Annotated in this window: 14 protein-coding genes; 5 read left to right on the forward strand and 9 right to left on the reverse strand. The window is 63.4% G+C overall.

Annotated elements, in window-relative coordinates; all coding sequences use genetic code 11:
• Positions 1–9: 9 nt before the first annotated feature.
• Entirely contained in the window at positions 10–1,995 is a 1,986-nt protein-coding gene (locus ACZ6YI_RS03960; RefSeq protein WP_465777512.1) for a CocE/NonD family hydrolase, read from the reverse strand.
• Between the two features lie 81 nt (positions 1,996–2,076).
• The gene (locus ACZ6YI_RS03965) at positions 2,077–2,295 is read right to left on the reverse strand and encodes a hypothetical protein (protein ID WP_440325228.1); all 219 of its coding nucleotides are present in this window, start codon (positions 2,293–2,295) and stop codon (positions 2,077–2,079) included.
• A 121-nt stretch (positions 2,296–2,416) separates the two neighbouring features.
• Here ACZ6YI_RS03965 and ACZ6YI_RS03970 point away from each other — a divergent pair, with 121 nt between their 5' ends.
• Complete coding sequence (locus ACZ6YI_RS03970) at positions 2,417–4,015, forward strand: Na+/H+ antiporter (protein ID WP_465777513.1); 1,599 nt, start codon at positions 2,417–2,419, stop codon at positions 4,013–4,015.
• Between the two features lie 5 nt (positions 4,016–4,020).
• Here ACZ6YI_RS03970 and ACZ6YI_RS03975 read toward each other — a convergent pair whose 3' ends face one another.
• The 5 genes from ACZ6YI_RS03975 to ACZ6YI_RS03995 form a co-directional block, all read right to left on the reverse strand.
• On the reverse strand, positions 4,021–4,377 hold the full coding sequence (locus ACZ6YI_RS03975) for a hypothetical protein (protein ID WP_465777514.1): 357 nt from the start codon (positions 4,375–4,377) through the stop codon (positions 4,021–4,023).
• Positions 4,378–4,413: 36 nt separating this feature from the next.
• Positions 4,414–5,637, reverse strand: coding sequence for a Fic family protein (locus ACZ6YI_RS03980; protein ID WP_465777515.1), 1,224 nt, complete (start codon positions 5,635–5,637; stop codon positions 4,414–4,416).
• 138 nt (positions 5,638–5,775) lie between these two features.
• The gene (locus ACZ6YI_RS03985; protein WP_440325221.1) at positions 5,776–5,958 is read right to left on the reverse strand and encodes a hypothetical protein; all 183 of its coding nucleotides are present in this window, start codon (positions 5,956–5,958) and stop codon (positions 5,776–5,778) included.
• A gap of 277 nt (positions 5,959–6,235) precedes the next feature.
• On the reverse strand, positions 6,236–9,097 hold the full coding sequence (locus tag ACZ6YI_RS03990; protein WP_465777516.1) for a beta-galactosidase: 2,862 nt from the start codon (positions 9,095–9,097) through the stop codon (positions 6,236–6,238).
• Positions 9,098–9,233: 136 nt separating this feature from the next.
• Positions 9,234–9,647 (reverse strand): hypothetical protein, encoded by a 414-nt coding sequence (locus ACZ6YI_RS03995; RefSeq protein WP_465777517.1) that lies wholly within the window; start codon positions 9,645–9,647, stop codon positions 9,234–9,236.
• 208 nt (positions 9,648–9,855) lie between these two features.
• On the opposite strand from ACZ6YI_RS03995, the gene ACZ6YI_RS04000 reads away from it, so the two are divergent.
• On the forward strand, positions 9,856–10,086 hold the full coding sequence (locus tag ACZ6YI_RS04000; RefSeq protein WP_465777518.1) for a DUF4160 domain-containing protein: 231 nt from the start codon (positions 9,856–9,858) through the stop codon (positions 10,084–10,086).
• On the forward strand, positions 10,083–10,589 hold the full coding sequence (locus tag ACZ6YI_RS04005) for a S1 domain-containing protein (RefSeq protein ID WP_465777519.1): 507 nt from the start codon (positions 10,083–10,085) through the stop codon (positions 10,587–10,589). The genes ACZ6YI_RS04000 and ACZ6YI_RS04005 overlap by 4 nt, the downstream gene beginning before the upstream one ends.
• A gap of 29 nt (positions 10,590–10,618) precedes the next feature.
• On the opposite strand, the gene ACZ6YI_RS04010 is transcribed toward ACZ6YI_RS04005, so the two are convergent.
• On the reverse strand, positions 10,619–12,769 hold the full coding sequence (locus tag ACZ6YI_RS04010; RefSeq protein WP_465777520.1) for a TonB-dependent siderophore receptor: 2,151 nt from the start codon (positions 12,767–12,769) through the stop codon (positions 10,619–10,621).
• A 184-nt stretch (positions 12,770–12,953) separates the two neighbouring features.
• On the opposite strand from ACZ6YI_RS04010, the gene ACZ6YI_RS04015 reads away from it, so the two are divergent.
• Complete coding sequence (locus tag ACZ6YI_RS04015) at positions 12,954–13,910, forward strand: quinone oxidoreductase family protein (RefSeq protein ID WP_465777521.1); 957 nt, start codon at positions 12,954–12,956, stop codon at positions 13,908–13,910.
• Between the two features lie 75 nt (positions 13,911–13,985).
• Here ACZ6YI_RS04015 and ACZ6YI_RS04020 read toward each other — a convergent pair whose 3' ends face one another.
• On the reverse strand, positions 13,986–15,239 hold the full coding sequence (locus tag ACZ6YI_RS04020; RefSeq protein ID WP_465777522.1) for a DUF6624 domain-containing protein: 1,254 nt from the start codon (positions 15,237–15,239) through the stop codon (positions 13,986–13,988).
• Positions 15,240–15,646: 407 nt separating this feature from the next.
• On the opposite strand from ACZ6YI_RS04020, the gene ACZ6YI_RS04025 reads away from it, so the two are divergent.
• A complete protein-coding gene (locus ACZ6YI_RS04025; RefSeq protein ID WP_465777523.1) occupies positions 15,647–15,979 on the forward strand; it encodes a hypothetical protein in 333 nt (110 codons plus the stop codon).
• Positions 15,980–15,984: the final 5 nt, after the last annotated feature.

Here is a 15,984-nt window from a genome sequence, read left to right on the forward strand (position 1 = left end):
ATCTGAGCGTTACTGGCGGGGCACGACGGTGAACGTGATCTTCGACGGGTGCTCCGCATCGTGGTGCACGACGTTGTGCGCGATCACGCCCTTCGTTTCATCGTAGTTATTGCCACCGGTATTGAGGTTGCGATCGAAGCGCGGGAAGTTGCTGCTCGATACCGCTACGCGCAGCTTGTGCCCGGGGAAGAAGAAGTTGCTGGTGTCGATCGGCTGGAACGTCACCTTGTACACCTCGCCGTCCTTCATCCACACCGGCGGCTTGTCGTAGCCTTCGCGGTAACGCATGCGCTGGATGTTCTCGGTCAGGTTGAAGGCGCGGCCATCCGGGTACACGTCCATCACCTTGAAGGTGAAGTCGGTGTCCTTCGCATCGGACGAAACATAGAGCGTCACGGTGATCGGACCCGAGACCTCGGTGCCTTCCTTGAACGGCTCCGAGTCGTACACCAGGATGTCGTTGCGTGCGAGCTGGGTGTTCTGGTCGAACGAACCGAACTTCACGGCGTTGCCCTGGCAGCAGCCACCGCCGCCGAACGTGGTGACCGGGTTCATCGGGTCGTAGAGGAACGAGTCCGGATGGTCGGTGCCGCCGGCGGTCTCGACCAGCTTGCCATCGCCGTACAGGGTGTTGGCCTTGCCGCCGCTGGTGAAGAAGAGGTCATGCGTCACCGCGCCGACCGGCGGCCAGGTCTGGGTGTTGTGCCACTTGTTCTCACCCATCACGTAGTACATGACCTTGGCCTGCTTATCGACGACCGGGCTGTCCACGCCCTTCAGCCACTTGTCGAACCAGCCGTAGACCAGGCCATCCACGTCGAAACGTGCGTCGCCCACGTCGAGGTCGCCGATCATCGTGTGCTCGGTGGCACGCGAGTAGCCGCAGTGCAGCGAGGGCGAGATCACCGCGTACTGCTGGTCGGCGATGTCCTTGGGCGCGGTCGCGCGGACGTGGTTATACGCCGCCAGGTTCGGCGAGACCGACACGTCGAACCAGCTCATGAACCACAGGCCGGGCTTGTTGATCTTCATGTTGTCGTGCCAGAGGCCGCCCTTGTACCAGGCGGGGCTGTTCGGTGTGCGCGCGATCATGTTGCCGCCGGTCGGCACATCCATGGCGTCGGCGAAGATGCCCTTGGGGCCGCCGGCCTTTTTCATGATGTCCTTCTCGGGCAAGGTCCAGAAGGCCTTGTCCCAGTCGATGTCCGCGGGCTGCGAATCGAGATCGAAGAGCTTCGACGCTGCGATGAGGTCAGCCTGCGAGGCGTTCGCGGGGAACATCGGGCGTACCTGGTTCTGCTCCTTCGTGAGCCAGGCGATGAACAGCATCTGCACCGCGCCGCCGCGATACCAGTTGCCCTGCTCGAAGTACGGCCCGACGCGGCCGACGCCGGCGCCGAAGCCCTGCACGTTGAACGTCGCCAGCCCCTTGGTGTTCTCGGCGACCACGGCCATCTGCCATTCCGCCGTCGACGAGCAGCCGGTGGTGCCGACCTTGCCGTTCGACCACGGCTGCGCGGTGATCCAGTTCACGGCGTCGACGCCGTCGGATAGGGGCGCGCCGAGGATCTCGTAGTTACCCTCGGAGAAATAATGGCCGCGCTCGTTCATGTCGATGTACGCGTAGCCGCGCTTCACCGCTTCGAGCTGGCGCGTCATGTCACGCGGCGCGCCGTTCTTCACGTCCCAGAAATTGAAGTTGTAGGGCGTGCGGACGAAGATCGTCGGGACCTTGCCCGTGGCGTTCTTCGGGCGGTAGACGTCGGCGGCCATGCGCTTGCCGTCGCGCATCTTCACCATGACCTTGCGGTCTATCACGGCGATGTCTTCGAGCTTCTGCTCGGTGTCATTGCGTTTGGCGATAAGCGCCTTCTGCTCGGGCGTGAGTACCGCCTGGGCGGCGACCGGTGCTGCGAGCATGGCAAGGGCGGTGGCGCCTAATGCGACCGACAGCGCGGTCCTGGCAATGTGGAGGGCAGGGCGCTTCGGTCGCATGGGCATTGGCCTTTGGGCTCGGGACGATCATCCGAGTCTGGCAAACGCACCATGGCAGGTAAATCGTGACTTCTGGCAGGGTCAGGCTTCGGGGACCGGGATGCCGTAGCGGGCCAGGATCGCCGAGATCTCCGAGCTCACCCAATCGAAGTAATCCGGGCCCGCGGCCTCGAGCACGGTGTTCGATTGCGTGGCGAAGGTGGGCCAGAACGCATCGGGGTCGGGGTTGTCGCGCAGGCCGGCTGCCACCTCGATATCGAGGCGGTCGAGCATGCCCTGGAGGTCGTCACGATGGCTCATGGCCCAAGGGTAACCCCGGTATATGTCCGCATGTCGTGTACGTGCCTGCTGAGGGGTACGTTCAATCATGCAAGGCCTGTGTGACGGTATGCTCCCGGGACGTCCCATTACCCCGCCTGCCATGTCATCGACCACGACTTTCGAGTTCGTCCTCATCCTTCTCGTGGCCATCGTGGCGCTGGAGCTGATCGCGCGGAAGCTGCGCCTGCCGACTGCGGCCGCCTTGCTGGCCGGCGGCGCGTGCATCGCCTTCCTGCCGGGCGTGCCCGCCGTGAGCTTCGATCCCGAGCTGGTCCTCATCGTGTTCCTGCCGCCGTTGCTGATGGATGGCGCGTATTACACGGTGTGGTCGGACTTCCGCCGCTATCTTGGCGGGATCCTGTGGCTGGCCGTGGGCGCCGTGGTGTTTACCACGCTGGTCGTCGGCGCCGCCGTCCACTGGATCGTTCCTTCGCTGCCGTGGGCGGCCTGCTTCGCCCTGGGCGCGGTCGTCTCGCCGCCTGACGCGGTCGCCGCGAAGGCGGTGCTCGGCAAGGTGCGCCTGCCGCGGCGGCTCATGGTGTTGCTCGAGGGCGAGAGCCTGCTGAACGATGCCACGGGGCTGGTCCTCTTCCGTTTCGCCGTGGCCGCGGCACTTACCGGTGCCTTCAGTGCGAGCGGCGCCCTGATGAGCTTCGCGGGGCTGGCGCTGGGCGGCATCGCCGTGGGCATCATCGTCGGCGCGCTGGTGGTGCTGGTGCTGCGCCGAATCGATGACGTCTTCCTCGCGGTGACCGCATCGTGCCTGTCGCCCTGGGCGGCGTATATCGGCGGCGAGAGCCTGCATGTGTCGGGCGTGATGGCCGTGGTCAGCACGGGCATCATCTTCGGCTGGTTCCAGCACGAGGTGTTCTCGGCCAGCGCGCGCGTGCGCGGCGGCTCGTTCTGGGCGGTGATGATCTTCATCCTCGAGGCCCTCGTCTTCATCCTCATCGGCTTCTCGCTGCGCGGCGTGATCGAGCGCCTGGGCGGCATCGGCAACACGTTCGACCAGCTGGGCCTGCCGATCCTGGGGGTGATCGTGGCCGTGATCGCCTCGCGCTTCGTCTGGGTCTACGCCACCGATTACCTGCGTGTCCCGGTGCTGCGCGCATTGGGGAAGAAGCCATCGCCTCCCTCGCCGAAGTCCACCTTCCTGCTCGGCTGGGCAGGCATGCGCGGCGTGGTGACGCTGGCCATCGCGCTGTCGCTGCCTGAAAATATGCCGGGCCGCGACCTCACGCTGGCGGCGGCGTTCGCCACGATCCTGGTCACGGTGGTGCTGCAGGGCGGCACGATCGGCCCGGTCATCCGCTGGCTGGGGCTGGACCGTAACGTCCAGGCGGAAGGGAACCACCTCAACGAAATGCAGGCTTACCTGCACGTGGACACGGCGCAGTTGGAGGCGGTCAAGGCACGTGCCTATGACACGGAGGGCAAGCTCGTCCACCCGCGCCTGCTCGAGCAATACACCTACCGCGTGACCATTGCCCGGCGCGTGCTGGAGGAAGAGCGCTCGATCACCGGCGATCGCGAGGCGCATTACGACGTGGTGCTGGCCGCGCTCGCGGCGGGGCGTGTTGAACTGCTACGCCTGCACCGGGCCGGGCATATCCACGACGACCTGCTGCATTACCTCGAGCGCGACCTCGATTTCCAGCAGGTCGCAGCGGAGAACGATCGCAGGGGCCCGGGCGAGTAACCGCCTCAGGCGACCTTGCCAGGCCCGCGAGCTACCGGTTCGTTGAGCGTTTCGACGAACTGCGCCGCGCGGCCCAGCGCCTGCGCCATGAACTGCAGCCGCGCCATCGGCACGGAGATCACGGCAAGCTCCTCGCGTTGCGGGTGGATATGCGGCTCCGCGCGGCTCCAGGCGAATTCCATCTCGTTCGGCGCGTGCGAGCGTGCCGGGACGTCGTCGTGCGTGATGCGCTGCGTTTCCCGGAAGAAATGCAGGTGGACGAAACCGTCGTCGGTCGGGCCGGTGATGGCGATACCGGTCGCTACGCCCGTCGTGAAGTTCGGCGGCCGCACGTGCAGGATGTTCTTCTTTTTTTCGTCCATGGACTCCCCCTTGGGCGGAGCATACGCAACCCCCGGTTACCGGTCTATCGGCCGGGTGGGGTGAGCCATGGGCTTTGTGCGCCGGTCGACGGATTCCGTCCGGGGTACCGGGTCGGGTTCCACTGGGGCGAGTTCATAGCCCGTGCTTCGGCCGCCGCCTTCGGCGCGGCGGAGCATGCCCAGGGCGATCAGCTCATTGATGTCGCGGAGTGCCGTATCGGTCGATGATTTCGCGATCGCGGCCCACTTGCCCGAGGTGAGTTTGCCTTCGAAGCCATCGAGAAGGCGGTTCACGAGTTTCACCTGACGGGGGTTCATCGGTGTGCTGGCCCAGCGCCGCCAGAAGCGCGCCTTGGCCAGCACGCCGTCGAGCGACACCTGGGCCGCGGCGATGGCGTCGCGCAGGGTCGCCAGGAACCATGTCAGCCACTCATCGACTTCAAGGGGGCCCTTCTGGGTGCGCTCTAGGACGTCATAATAAGCCGAGCGCCGCCGCTGGATCTCGGCCGACAAACTGTAGAAACGCTGGGGGCTATCGTCAGCGCGAGCCAGGAAAAGATCACCTACCGCGCGAGCCATGCGGCCATTCCCGTCGTCGAACGGGTGCAGCGTGACGAACCACAGATGGGCGAGGGCGGCCTTGATCAGGGCGGGCTCGCCGGTGTCGGCGTTCGCCCATTCCAGGAAGCGCGTCATCTCGACATCCAGGCAGGCGGCCGGCGGCGCCTCGTAATGCACCTTGTGGCGATGCATGGGACCTGAAACCACCTGCATCGGGCCGGTTGCATCATCACGCCACGCACCGACGCGCAGCCGGGTAAGGTTGCTGTAGCCAGTAGGGAAGAGAGCCGTATGCCATGCCTGCAGGCGCTCGGCCGTAAGCGTTGCGTGCGCATCGAGAGTAGCGTCGAGCACCATGGCGACGACGCCCTCGACATGGCGATCGACGGGTGCAAGGGCTCCAGCATCGACACCGAGGCGGCGGGCCACCGAGGAACGTACCGAGGCCACGTCGAGGTGCTCACCCTCGATCGCACTGGTCTTCACCACGTCGTCGGTGAGGGCCACCAGGCTTGCCTCGCTACGCAGGACCATGCCGACATCGCTCAGCCGGCCCAGGAGGCGACCCTGCAACTGGCTGACTTCGGCCAGGGGCCCCGCAAGCCGCCGCAGGTCGTAGCGCCAGACGGGCCAGTCCGGTTGCTGCCAGATGTAGGTGGTGCCGTATTCACCGCATTCCATGCGGCGAATATGCCTCATATTCACCGCATGGTCAATTATTCACCGCATATTCTGCGGTGAATAGGCCCTCTATTCACCGCACGCGGTCGTGACCGATGGTGACAGGTGGCCATGGAGTCTCACGCCGACGTCGTCGACCCTCCCTTGCAGCGAGACTTAATCCGGGGCCTTGGCCGGCACGAACGGCGATACCGGGTCGCTTGCCGGGAAGGTCTCTTCGAGCGCCTGGTCCTGGTTGTCACTCTCGTGGGTCTTGCGTTCCTTCTTCTCCGAAGGCGTTTCTTCGTGGGCCGGATTCTTGTGGTCAGGATGGTTTATGTCGTGGCGATCGTGGTTCATGGCGTGCCTCCCGTGCTGTGGGGGTCACTGTTCGCCGGTAGCCGTGAATGCGGGGTGGCTGCGGCGTTAGCTGGGTTCGGACAAGCCAGGGCGCCAAATCGCCTCAAGAATCTATTCACCATGCATGTGAAGAAATTCATATGTTATTGATTTAACTATATATTGGCGTAGACAATCTATTCAAGTATCTATGCACCATGGCCGCCACGGAGTCCGCGGTGCGCCAGCGTTGGGTCTCAGGAAGCGCTTTGCCGGTCTGTGAACGCGCTCCGGGCGGTTACCTGAGCCCGGAGCGGTAATTGCCCTGCATCACCAGCGACACTTCGCCGAGTCCGCCATCCTGCGCGGTGCTCCATGCTGCGATAGCGATTGCGTTTTCACCGTTACGCTTCAGCAGCGCCGGCGGCAGTTCGAAATCGGTCTGCGGGCCCACGTCGCTGATGTAGCGGCCGATCTGCCAGCCGTTGATGAAGATGATCGCGCGGTAGTGGTGGGGAACGGCGTCCTTGATCCGCACCGCGATCGGCACATCCTGGCCCTTCGGCGAGTCCAGCGTGAACGTGGTGCGATACCAATCGACGCCGGGCTTGTCCGTGGCGTGCGGCAGGGTGGTCGTTGCCCATGCCGTGTCGACGAATCCCGGCAGGTACCAGCCCTTGCGTTCGCCGTAGAGGCCGCCGACGTTGAACGGGCCGCGCACCGGATCGGGCAGGTCTTCGCCACCGGCGTTGCCCTGCAGCTTCCACGCGATGGGCGCGTCCGAGCCCTGCAGCTTCGCCGAGATCAGGCCGCGCGGCTCGCGGAACGCGCCGTTATGTTCTTCCTGGAGATGGCCGGTGTTTTCGGTCAGCACGGAGATGACGTTGTCGGATCCTTTCTTCAGCCAGCTCGGGTCGATCGGGAACTGCTGTGCGCCGCTGGGGTTATTCCCGAGGTAGTGCCCATTGAGCCATGCGGTGAAGATGCCGTGGTTTCCAAGATGGATGCCCAGGTTGGCGGATAGTCGAACCGACGTTTCAGTGCCTGTTGCTTTGAAATGGCCGCGGTACCAGACGTGCCCATGGTGGAAGCCGTAGTCGTCGCTATCCAGGATGGGCAGCGTGTGTTCCCAATAGGGGTTAGGGGTGCTGGTGCGGTTCGCGGCCTGCCATGCGTGGTCGTCGAAGCCGCTTTCGATCTCGGGCGCACCGTTGGCCACGTGCCAGGTGCGAAGCGGCGGAAGCGTCACCGGGGCCGGCCCGTCAAGGTGACCGACCAGTGTGGCCGACGTCGTCGTGGTCGTGGCTACATCGGCGCCGTTCCACGAGACAGTTCGCGTGTCCGGCGAGGTGAAAATCTCCAGGTCGCCCGCGGCATCGGTATCGCCGGTAAGTGCCAGCGTGCCGCCGTGCAGTTCTGCCGTGCGTGCGAGGTAGGGTCCGCGAAGCAGTACGGGGCCTTCGTTTGTATCGAGCTGCCAGAAGCGCGTCGCTGCTTCGTTATCGCCGAGCAGCAGGAGCAGCGAGCTGGCGCCCTGGGTAATCGCCACGCGCGCCAGGCCATCGTGCTGGTAGTTGAGCCGGAGCGTGTGCGTCTTCGCGTCCCACTGGCTGGCGACGTTCCCGTCAATGACCTTTACCTCGGGCTTCTCCGGATAGCGGAGCACGGTTTCGCCTGCTTCCCCATGGCGGCCGTAGAACACCGCGAGGTCACGGGTGCCGGCATGCAGCTGGGTCAGCAGCTCCGAGGTCGAATAAGCGAGGTCCTGCTTTCCGAAACGGAAGTCGGCGAGGAAGACCTTCGAATCGCGCCCGTTCACATGGATCGCGCTGCCGGGGGCTTGCGGTATGCGAATGTCACCCTGGTCGCGCAGCGCGATCGTGAGGCGGGTGGCGTCGTTCGTGGTGTCCGCGGCCTCGGCGTGACGGAGGATGTAGAAGCGCGTGCCGTCGTCCGGGTTCCGGCGGGCGATGACGCGGAGGCGGCGGTTCTCGGCGACGGCACTGCCGACCGCGTCCGTTCGTGCGAGCGGCGCAGCGGCGCGGGTCATGTAGCCGATGAGTTTTTGCTGGTCGTACTTCGACGTGAGTTGCCGGCTCGCGGTGATCGCGGCACCGTAGTCGTACGAGGTGTACACGCCCGGGGACGAGAGCCAGCCCCAGTTGATGCCGCCGTACGTCATGTAGAAGTTCTGCATGGTCGACCCGGACGCCATGGTCGCTTCGTAGAAGACGCGCTCGAACTCGGGGCCGGTCAGTTTGCGGCACGCCTCGTACCCCGGGCCGCCCCATACGTCGAACGCGCCGCCCTGGTACTCGGGGAAAAACAGCGGGGTGTTTTTCAGGCCCTCGCGCTCGCTGGCGAAATCGTAGACGCCGTTCCAGCGCTCGGGCCGGCTGCAATCGAAATCCATGGGATACGAGTCGTACCCGGGCATATCGAGCTTGCCGACCCCTTCGAAGAAATTGGTGTTGTGGTTGCCGAACAGCGGCACGGTGATCCCGTCTTCGCGTGCCTTGTCCTCGAGCGCCTGCATATAGGCGCGGCCATCCTCCGAGTCGTTATAGAACTCGTTCTCGACCTGGTAGAGGAGCACCGTTCCGCGTCCGTCGGTGACCTGGTGGCGCGCCAGGATGCGGTCTATCTCGGTCATCCACTCGCGGTAGGCCGCCGTGTAGTCCGGTGCCGTCGAGCGTGGCTTGCCTGCGGTGGTGACCAGCCAGTCAGGGAAGCCGCCGGCATCGGTTTCCGCGTTGATGTACGGGCCGGGGCGCGCGATGACATAAATGCCGACGTCCCGTGCCATGTCGAGCAGGCGGTCCACATCGCGGATGCCGCTGAAGTCGTAGACGCCGCGCTTGGGCGAGTGGTAACCCCAGTGGAAGTAGATCTCGACCGCGTTGAAGCCGGCTGCCTTCATCTTCTGCAGCACGTCCTTCCACGACTCGGGGCTTGGCAGCCGCCAGTAGTGGAACGACCCGGACCAGAGGTAGGTGGGCTTGCCATCGATGACCAGCGAATGGCGGTCGAAGGTGACGGTGTGCGCGCCCCGCGCAGGAGCCTCCGCCGCGGCGCTGGCCGAGCTCGCACACGCTAGCGCCATGGCGAAACTGGCCCAAAGAGCCGTGCGGCGGCCCTGCGGCCTGCTGAAACGCGACATCCCCATCTCCCCGTGCTCTCTCTGGCTGGCGGCATGACGCCGCCGGGAGAGGGTGGGGGAATTTGGGTAGTTTTGCAAATATGTGGATTGCGTTACAGGTTGCCTGCCGCCAGCGATGGCGCTGATGCCAGCTGACTCAATGATCCTTCGCCACCGGCTTGTAAGGCACGAAGGGCCCAAGCACCACTAAGCCGCGCATGAACCCGCCGTAGCGGTCGACCATCTTGACGCTATCCAGTTCGCATAGCTGGGAGCCGAACGTCCGGGTCACCATCACGTCGTCCGAGTCGAGCGCCTCGGCACCTGAGCGGAGCTTGTTGACGTACCAGGTGTTGCCGATCCGGTACGCAATCGTGGTCTTGTTGATGATCTGGGTGTTGTAGACCTGGGGCAGGTCGATGCACTGCCGTGGGTCGCCGGCGACGCGGCCCTCCGTGATCTTCGCGAGCTGCGCGGCTGGGTCATCCTTGCCGAGGGCCTGGGCCGGGCAGGCGGCGGCTGCGACTGCAGCGAGGATGAGGGGCAGGAAAGAGCGGACTGAGGGCGACATGACGGCCACCTGGGGGAGAGCGGGGTGCTACCCATTGTAGGCCGATGGCCGCGCTGCGGAAGGGCATTGCCTACAAACGAGCCGAACAATCCCGACAGCCATTCCAGCTAAGACCGACATAGCAGAGGGCACGCGCCGCATACGATCTTGGTCCCCGGCAATGGAGTGCAATGGTTGCACTGAATGGCCGCCATCGGTAGGATGACCTTTGCCAGCGATCGCCAGATTTTCCCGTTCCGTTATCTACATATATTCGGACGACCACCCGCCCCCTCATTTTCATATTCGGCTGCGCGATGGTCGCGACGTGGCGATCAGTGTTGGCGCGTTCACCGTTATCGCCGGGGCAATGGATCCGCGTGAAATGGAAGAACCGATGTCGTGGGCCGTACTAAACGAGCATCTGCTGACGGAAAAATGGGCGGATCTGAATTCATGAGGCAACTTCATCAATCCCAGTTCGTGTTGACCTCCGTCGTCGCGATAAAGCCCGGCGTGCTCTCCGTTTCGTTTGCAGATGGCTACCAGGGATCTGTCGACATCTCGGAGTCCATAGATCGCCTTCGCGCCCTCGCGCCACTGCGAAGCTGGGAGTTGTTCAAGAAGGTTTCCGTCGACGAGTGCTCCCGAGGCGTTGTCTTTGGCGATAGCGACGACTTGCACCTGGCGGGCGACAATCTGCGCGCAAAGTCCCTTCGGCAGGCTGGTCATTTTTCCCACGAAGATATCGTTGTATGGATGTCACGCCACGGCATGACCCTCGACCAGGCAGCGAAAGCTTTGGGGCTTAGCCGCCGAATGCTGGCTTACTACCGTAGCGGCGAGAAGCCCGTTCCACGGACGGTCGGGCTTGCGCTGCTCGGATGGGAGACCATCGCAAGGCCAAAGCACCGACACGTGCGTGGTCGGCCGGCGCCCGTGGGTAGGGCGGCCGACCGCTGAACATCGAAATGGCGCAGCTGTGAAGCGAGTTAGAAGTGTCGTTCCACCTCGAGCATCACGCTACGCGGGGAGCCCCAGGCCGTACGGTCACTTGACGCGGTGACGAAGTACTTCTTGTCGAACAGATTGCGCACGTTGAGCTGTGTTTCCCAAGGGCCGTGCGAGTAGTAGATCGCGGCGTCGAACAGCGTGTAGGCCTTCATGACGAACGGTCGGCCGTAGATCGGATCAACGGGCTCGTAGTTACTGGCGAGGCGTTCGCTCTGGTAGTTGATGCCGCCGCCGATTCCCCAGCCAGCCAGTGCGCCGGATGCCACGACGTACTTGGTCCACAGGTTGGCGTTGTGGCGCGGGATCCCGGCCAGTCGGACACCCGTCGGTAGCGTGTTGTCTTCGGTGATCTCGGCCTTGGTCCACGCATAAGCGAGCGTGATATCCCAACCCGGAAGGGGATGCACGCCGCCTTCGAGCTCGACGCCGCGACTGCGCTGTTCACCGGTCACGACGTAGAAGTTGGGGTGCTCGAAGTCTTCCGTCGCGACGTTCTGCCGGGTGAGCTGGAATACGGTCACCATGCCGTGCAGGGTGCCGTCGGTGGATTGCACCTTCAGGCCGGTCTCGATATCGCGACCACGCTCCGGTGGCACGTTGCCGCCATCGAAGCGCGGATATCCACCCTGCGGGTTGAAGGATTTCGACCAGTTGGCATACCACGCGGCACTGTCGCTGATGGCGTAGGTCAGGCCGACGCGCGGGCTGATCGCGGTATCCGACGTCTGGTCTTCACCGGTGCCAGTGCGGGCCTTGTCGATGCGTGCGCCAAACGTGGCCGTCCACCGACCCCATTTCGCGTGGTCCTGCACGTACCAGCCCAGTTGCTTCGTGTCGCCGCGCGAGCGGGTGATATCGAGGTTCACTGGCCCAGGCACGATGCCGTACTGGGGCGAGTAGACATCGAATGGATAAGGCCCGAAGTCGAAGTTGTTGGTGTACGTGTTCATGCGGCGCGCAAAGTCCACGCCGACCAACACTTCGTGCTCGACGGTGCCGGTATTCCCGGTGATGGTCAGGTTGTTGTCGACGCGTAGCGAGTGACCGTGCTCGTTGTATGGCCCGTAATAGAAGCGGTCCAGCGTGCGCATGTCGTCCTCATGCAACCCGCTGGCGAACAGCCAGTGGTCCCATGAATTGTGGAAGTCCTCGTAACGCAGGCCCTGGTGGAATGAGAGCGAGTCGGTGAGGCGCTGGTCCAGCTGCCAGCCAATCGCTTTCTGGTCGCGGCTCTGCTCCGCGGGGTAGCGGATGTCGTTTACCGCGCGGTCGCGCGGCAATTCGCCATTGGGGTTGTAGAGGATCGTGCCGTAAGCGGTGGTAGGCGACCACGGATGCAGGCGGTCGCGCTGGTAGGTGCCGAGAAACGTCCAGGTGGTGTCGCCATTGGGCGCCCAGGTCAGGGCAGGGGCGATGTAGGTGCGTTTCGCGTCCGAGCCATCCACGAAGTAATCCTGGTCACGCTGGATCAGGTTGATACGGCCGAGCCAGTGGCCATCCTTCGAGAGCGGGGTGTTGGCATCGACGCCGATCTCACGGTAGTCGTCCGTGCCGACGGCGGCGCGCACGTCGACGAACGCCTCGTTGCGCGGGCGCTTGCTCATGAGGTTGACCAGACCGGACAGCGGGCCCTGGCCGTACAGTCCCGATGCCGGTCCCTTGACCACCTCGATGCGTTCCAGACCACCCAGCTCCGTGCTGGCCATCTCGTTCGTCAAAGCCAGGCCGTCGAGATACGTAGCGCCGGACGATGCGTCGAAGCCGCGGATGTTGAAGCCATCGAAGAAGCCGTACACGTCGCTGCGCGATACACCGGCGACATTGCGCAGGGCGTCCGGCAGCCGCCTGACGCCCTGGTCATCGATCAGCTGGCGCGGAATGACCGACACGGCCTGGGCTGTTTCGAGGTTGGGAATGTCGATCTTGCTGCCCGAAGAGGTGGCATCGGAGGTGGTGGCTTCGACGGCGACCCTGTCGAGTTCGGTGGTATTCGCGCGTTTCTTCTTCGCATCCGTATCGGCCGTGCTCGTGTCACCAGCGACGGCGGCGTGCGCGAAGGCGAAGGAGGCAGCGAAGCAGAGGGCGGAAACGCGAGGCGCAAGGGCGCGCCTGGACAAGCGACGGTCCATGGATAGAGGCCTTTTGTGGATGGCCGGCTACCCAGGCGGGATGGCTTGGCGTGACGTTTGAATCTGAGATTATCCTGAGAATGCGAGTGATTCGCAAATGGTTGCGAGTGATCGGCTGGCATCCGGACGCCGCGCGCTGCACTAAAATCGTCGACCCCATCCCTGGATGTCTCCCGGTACAACCATGAAAGCTTTGATGTTTCGCGAGTTCGGCAATGCCGATGTACTCCGCTGGGAGGACATGCCGGATCCCGTCGCTGGCCCGGGCCAGGTCCTGGTGCGTGCGCGTGCGGTTGGCCTGAACTTCGCCGATGTCTACCGGCGTAACGGTACCTATCACCTCGCTGGCGAGGCACCGTGGATTCCCGGTTACGAAGGCGCGGGCGACATCGTGTCGGATGGCGGCCCCTTTCCGGCGGGCACCCGGGTTGGCTTCGCCGATATGCCGTTCGCGAATGCTGAGCTGGTCGCCGTCGATGCCGACAAGCTGATTCCGTTGCCTGATGACATCAGCTACGACACGGCCGCGGCCGTGCTGCTGCAGGGGCTGACGGCGCAGTATCTGGTCACGGACAGTTCGCAGCCGAAAGCGGGGCAGGTCGCACTGGTTCATGCGGCGGCCGGAGGCGTGGGCTTGTTGCTCGTGCAGATGCTTCGCGCGAAAGGCGTTCGGGTGATTGGCATCGCGTCGTCGGAGGAGAAGCGCGAGGCGGCGCGCAAGGCGGGCGCCGATGTCGTCCTCGGCTACGATCATCTGGTAAAGCGTGTGCACGAAGCGACGCAAGGTCATGGCGTCGACGTCGCTTATGATTCCGTCGGTCGCACACTGGGCGAGAGCCTCGCGGCGACTCGCACGGGCGGGACGGTAGTGTTCTACGGGATGGCCGCAGGTGATCCGGACTTCGTGGATCCGCGAACCCTGATGGATCGCTCCCTCACGCTCACGGGCGGCGATCTGTGGAACGTGCTGACCAGCGCGCCGATTCGACGCGAGCGGGCAGCCGCACTGTTTGAGCAGATTCGCCACGGGTCGCTGCGGCCGACAATCGCCGCCAGCTATGCCTTGAACGATGGCGCGAGTGCGCACCGCTTTCTTGAGAGTCGCCAGTCGGTCGGTAAGGTTGTGATGGTGATCGAGTAAGCGGAGGGACGGCATGGCGGTGAGACGAAGGCGTCTATGTATCCGTCGAGGTGTGACTAGGTGCCCACTCTCAATTCAGTGCCTTCCCATGGTGCGGAATTGAGCGAGGTACTGGGCCTCTGGCGGCAGCGCCATCGATCGTCGACGCGAATCAAGATGGTCAGGATCTTCCACAGGGAACGGCTGAGCCTCTCCCCCATCCATCTTCACCTGACTGCCATACAGCTGCATCTTGCCATCGGCCAACCGCACGCGATCCACGAGCATGGCATATTCGGCGCGTGCTAACTCATTGCGTTCCATGAGAGGCTTTGCCAGATCCAGCGCATGCTTTTGAAACGCGTGGTCCTCGTCCGCGTGCTGGACCAAAAGAAATACGGTAGAGACGCCATCGCGTCCAATCATCTGTACCGTCGGGAAGCCGGACTTTGCAAAAATGGTCTTCAGGCTTACAAGGTTCTGCCGATCGACATCCTGGATCTTCCTTCGAAGCGGGGAGTCAGCCTTCATGCCATCCTTCATGAACGCGCTGCGCGACGCCTGATCTTGAGTGATCATGCCGTAGAGCTGCTGACGGAGCGAAGGATCGGTCAGCTTGAACGACGGCGTCGACAAGCGTGGTATGGGATTTGCCTTGTCAAGCGAAAGCCCCCTATCCACGCGGGTTTGGATAGCTGCAAGATAGTCCTGAAGCAGCGGCAACCCAGTGAAACCCCTTGCAGTGTTTGCGAATGTCTCGGGAACAGGCGGTGATGGTACGACGTTCGTACCATTCAATCTAAGTAAGGTTCCGAACTGCTGACTTCCATCGTGCGAAAACTCGATGTTGTCGACCAGGCGAGCGAACGCAAGACCGTCGATGTCTATGCCAACGCGGTTTCCTACGATCTGCTCGAGCGCATCCTGAAACTTGTAGTCATCGGTCGCAAGACGCATGAGGTCCCCGGCCGCATCAACGCCATCCTGGCCCGCTGAGGTAACTGTTGGCCAGCCAGATCGACGAATGAGTTCTCGAAACGATGCGAGCTCATTTGAATCCAGTGACGACGATGCCGCTTTTCGCTGATCGATAAGTTGATCGTGGAGAGCTTGGTCAAAGTTCTCGGATCGATTGATCTTAATGACGTAGGGCGGGCGCGTCTGTGCCATCACCGGCAACTGAAGGAGGAGAGCTCCTGCAAGGAGTAGGCCGCGTCGGAGGTTCGCGAACATCGTTATGCCATAGCCGAGCAGGATCCATCCCATCCTGGGCGGGCGGACCTTGATGGCGCCCTGGCGGTCTCTCCGTCGCGCGGTCACGACTTCTGTTCGAAACAGCGTCTCGGTCATCCGTGTCCCAATTTCGGTAGTCCATTATTCGGATTTCGCGGCGGTGTTCGTCGCCTCGCCGCACCAAGCTTACAAATCCGTTGCAGGAAATAACTTGCGTTTTGTAGCGTCAATTTGTCAATAGGCAAGATCTTGCGATCGTTTTGCCGTTAATTGATCTAAGAGGCCGCGTGATGGACGCGCCGCTGCTACTCGGTGGAGTGTGAGCAATACGCCCGCGCGGCGCTAAGGCACATGAATTCCTGGAAAATCATCGTGCAATCGGGAAGGTCGCGATGGTTCTCTAGCCGATCGATAGCGGGATGACACCAGGTCGCGTCATTCGCCTACATACGCGGGATGCCTCCTGCCTTACTTTCCGCACGCGTGGATGTGCGCCGTGCAATCCGCCCCAATGGAGAAGGTAGATGAGCCCGAAAGTACGACATTCCCAGCCGGTCATGGGCGCCGCGGGTCATTCGCCGTCGGGCGCGTCGCTCACCGCGGGCGGCCAGATGAGCGTCGACACGATGTTGGTCCAGATCATGGGAACGCTGGCCCGTCACGATCAGAAGTTCGATGGCCTCGATTGCGCCATTGCCAAGCTGGACAGCGAGTTCGTGAACCTCGCTGGCAGCGTGCGTGATCTCGGGCGCTGGAAGGAACGGATATGGGGCATGGTCGTTCTCGCCGGCGGGCTTTTCGCTGCCGGCGCCAGCCTATGGGCCATTATTTGCACGCATATCAGCTGGCACGCTTAGGTCAG

This window comes from Luteibacter sp. NPDC104163 (genome assembly GCF_055584245.1).

Excerpts from the sequence above, each read along its gene's own strand:
- ACZ6YI_RS04010 (WP_465777520.1), bottom strand. The coding sequence starts at position 12,769 with ATGGACCGTCGCTTGTCCAGGCGCGCCCTTGCGCCTCGCGTTTCCGCC.
- ACZ6YI_RS04005 (WP_465777519.1), top strand. The coding sequence starts at position 10,083 with ATGAGGCAACTTCATCAATCCCAGTTCGTGTTGACCTCCGTCGTCGCG.
- ACZ6YI_RS03970 (WP_465777513.1), top strand. The coding sequence starts at position 2,417 with ATGTCATCGACCACGACTTTCGAGTTCGTCCTCATCCTTCTCGTGGCC.
- ACZ6YI_RS03960 (WP_465777512.1), bottom strand. The coding sequence starts at position 1,995 with ATGCGACCGAAGCGCCCTGCCCTCCACATTGCCAGGACCGCGCTGTCG.
- ACZ6YI_RS03965 (WP_440325228.1), bottom strand. The coding sequence starts at position 2,295 with ATGAGCCATCGTGACGACCTCCAGGGCATGCTCGACCGCCTCGATATC.
- ACZ6YI_RS04020 (WP_465777522.1), bottom strand. The coding sequence starts at position 15,239 with ATGACCGAGACGCTGTTTCGAACAGAAGTCGTGACCGCGCGACGGAGA.
- ACZ6YI_RS04015 (WP_465777521.1), top strand. The coding sequence starts at position 12,954 with ATGAAAGCTTTGATGTTTCGCGAGTTCGGCAATGCCGATGTACTCCGC.
- ACZ6YI_RS03985 (WP_440325221.1), bottom strand. The coding sequence starts at position 5,958 with ATGAACCACGATCGCCACGACATAAACCATCCTGACCACAAGAATCCG.
- ACZ6YI_RS03975 (WP_465777514.1), bottom strand. The coding sequence starts at position 4,377 with ATGGACGAAAAAAAGAAGAACATCCTGCACGTGCGGCCGCCGAACTTC.
- ACZ6YI_RS04025 (WP_465777523.1), top strand. The coding sequence starts at position 15,647 with ATGAGCCCGAAAGTACGACATTCCCAGCCGGTCATGGGCGCCGCGGGT.
- ACZ6YI_RS03995 (WP_465777517.1), bottom strand. The coding sequence starts at position 9,647 with ATGTCGCCCTCAGTCCGCTCTTTCCTGCCCCTCATCCTCGCTGCAGTC.
- ACZ6YI_RS03980 (WP_465777515.1), bottom strand. The coding sequence starts at position 5,637 with ATGAGGCATATTCGCCGCATGGAATGCGGTGAATACGGCACCACCTAC.
- ACZ6YI_RS03990 (WP_465777516.1), bottom strand. The coding sequence starts at position 9,097 with ATGTCGCGTTTCAGCAGGCCGCAGGGCCGCCGCACGGCTCTTTGGGCC.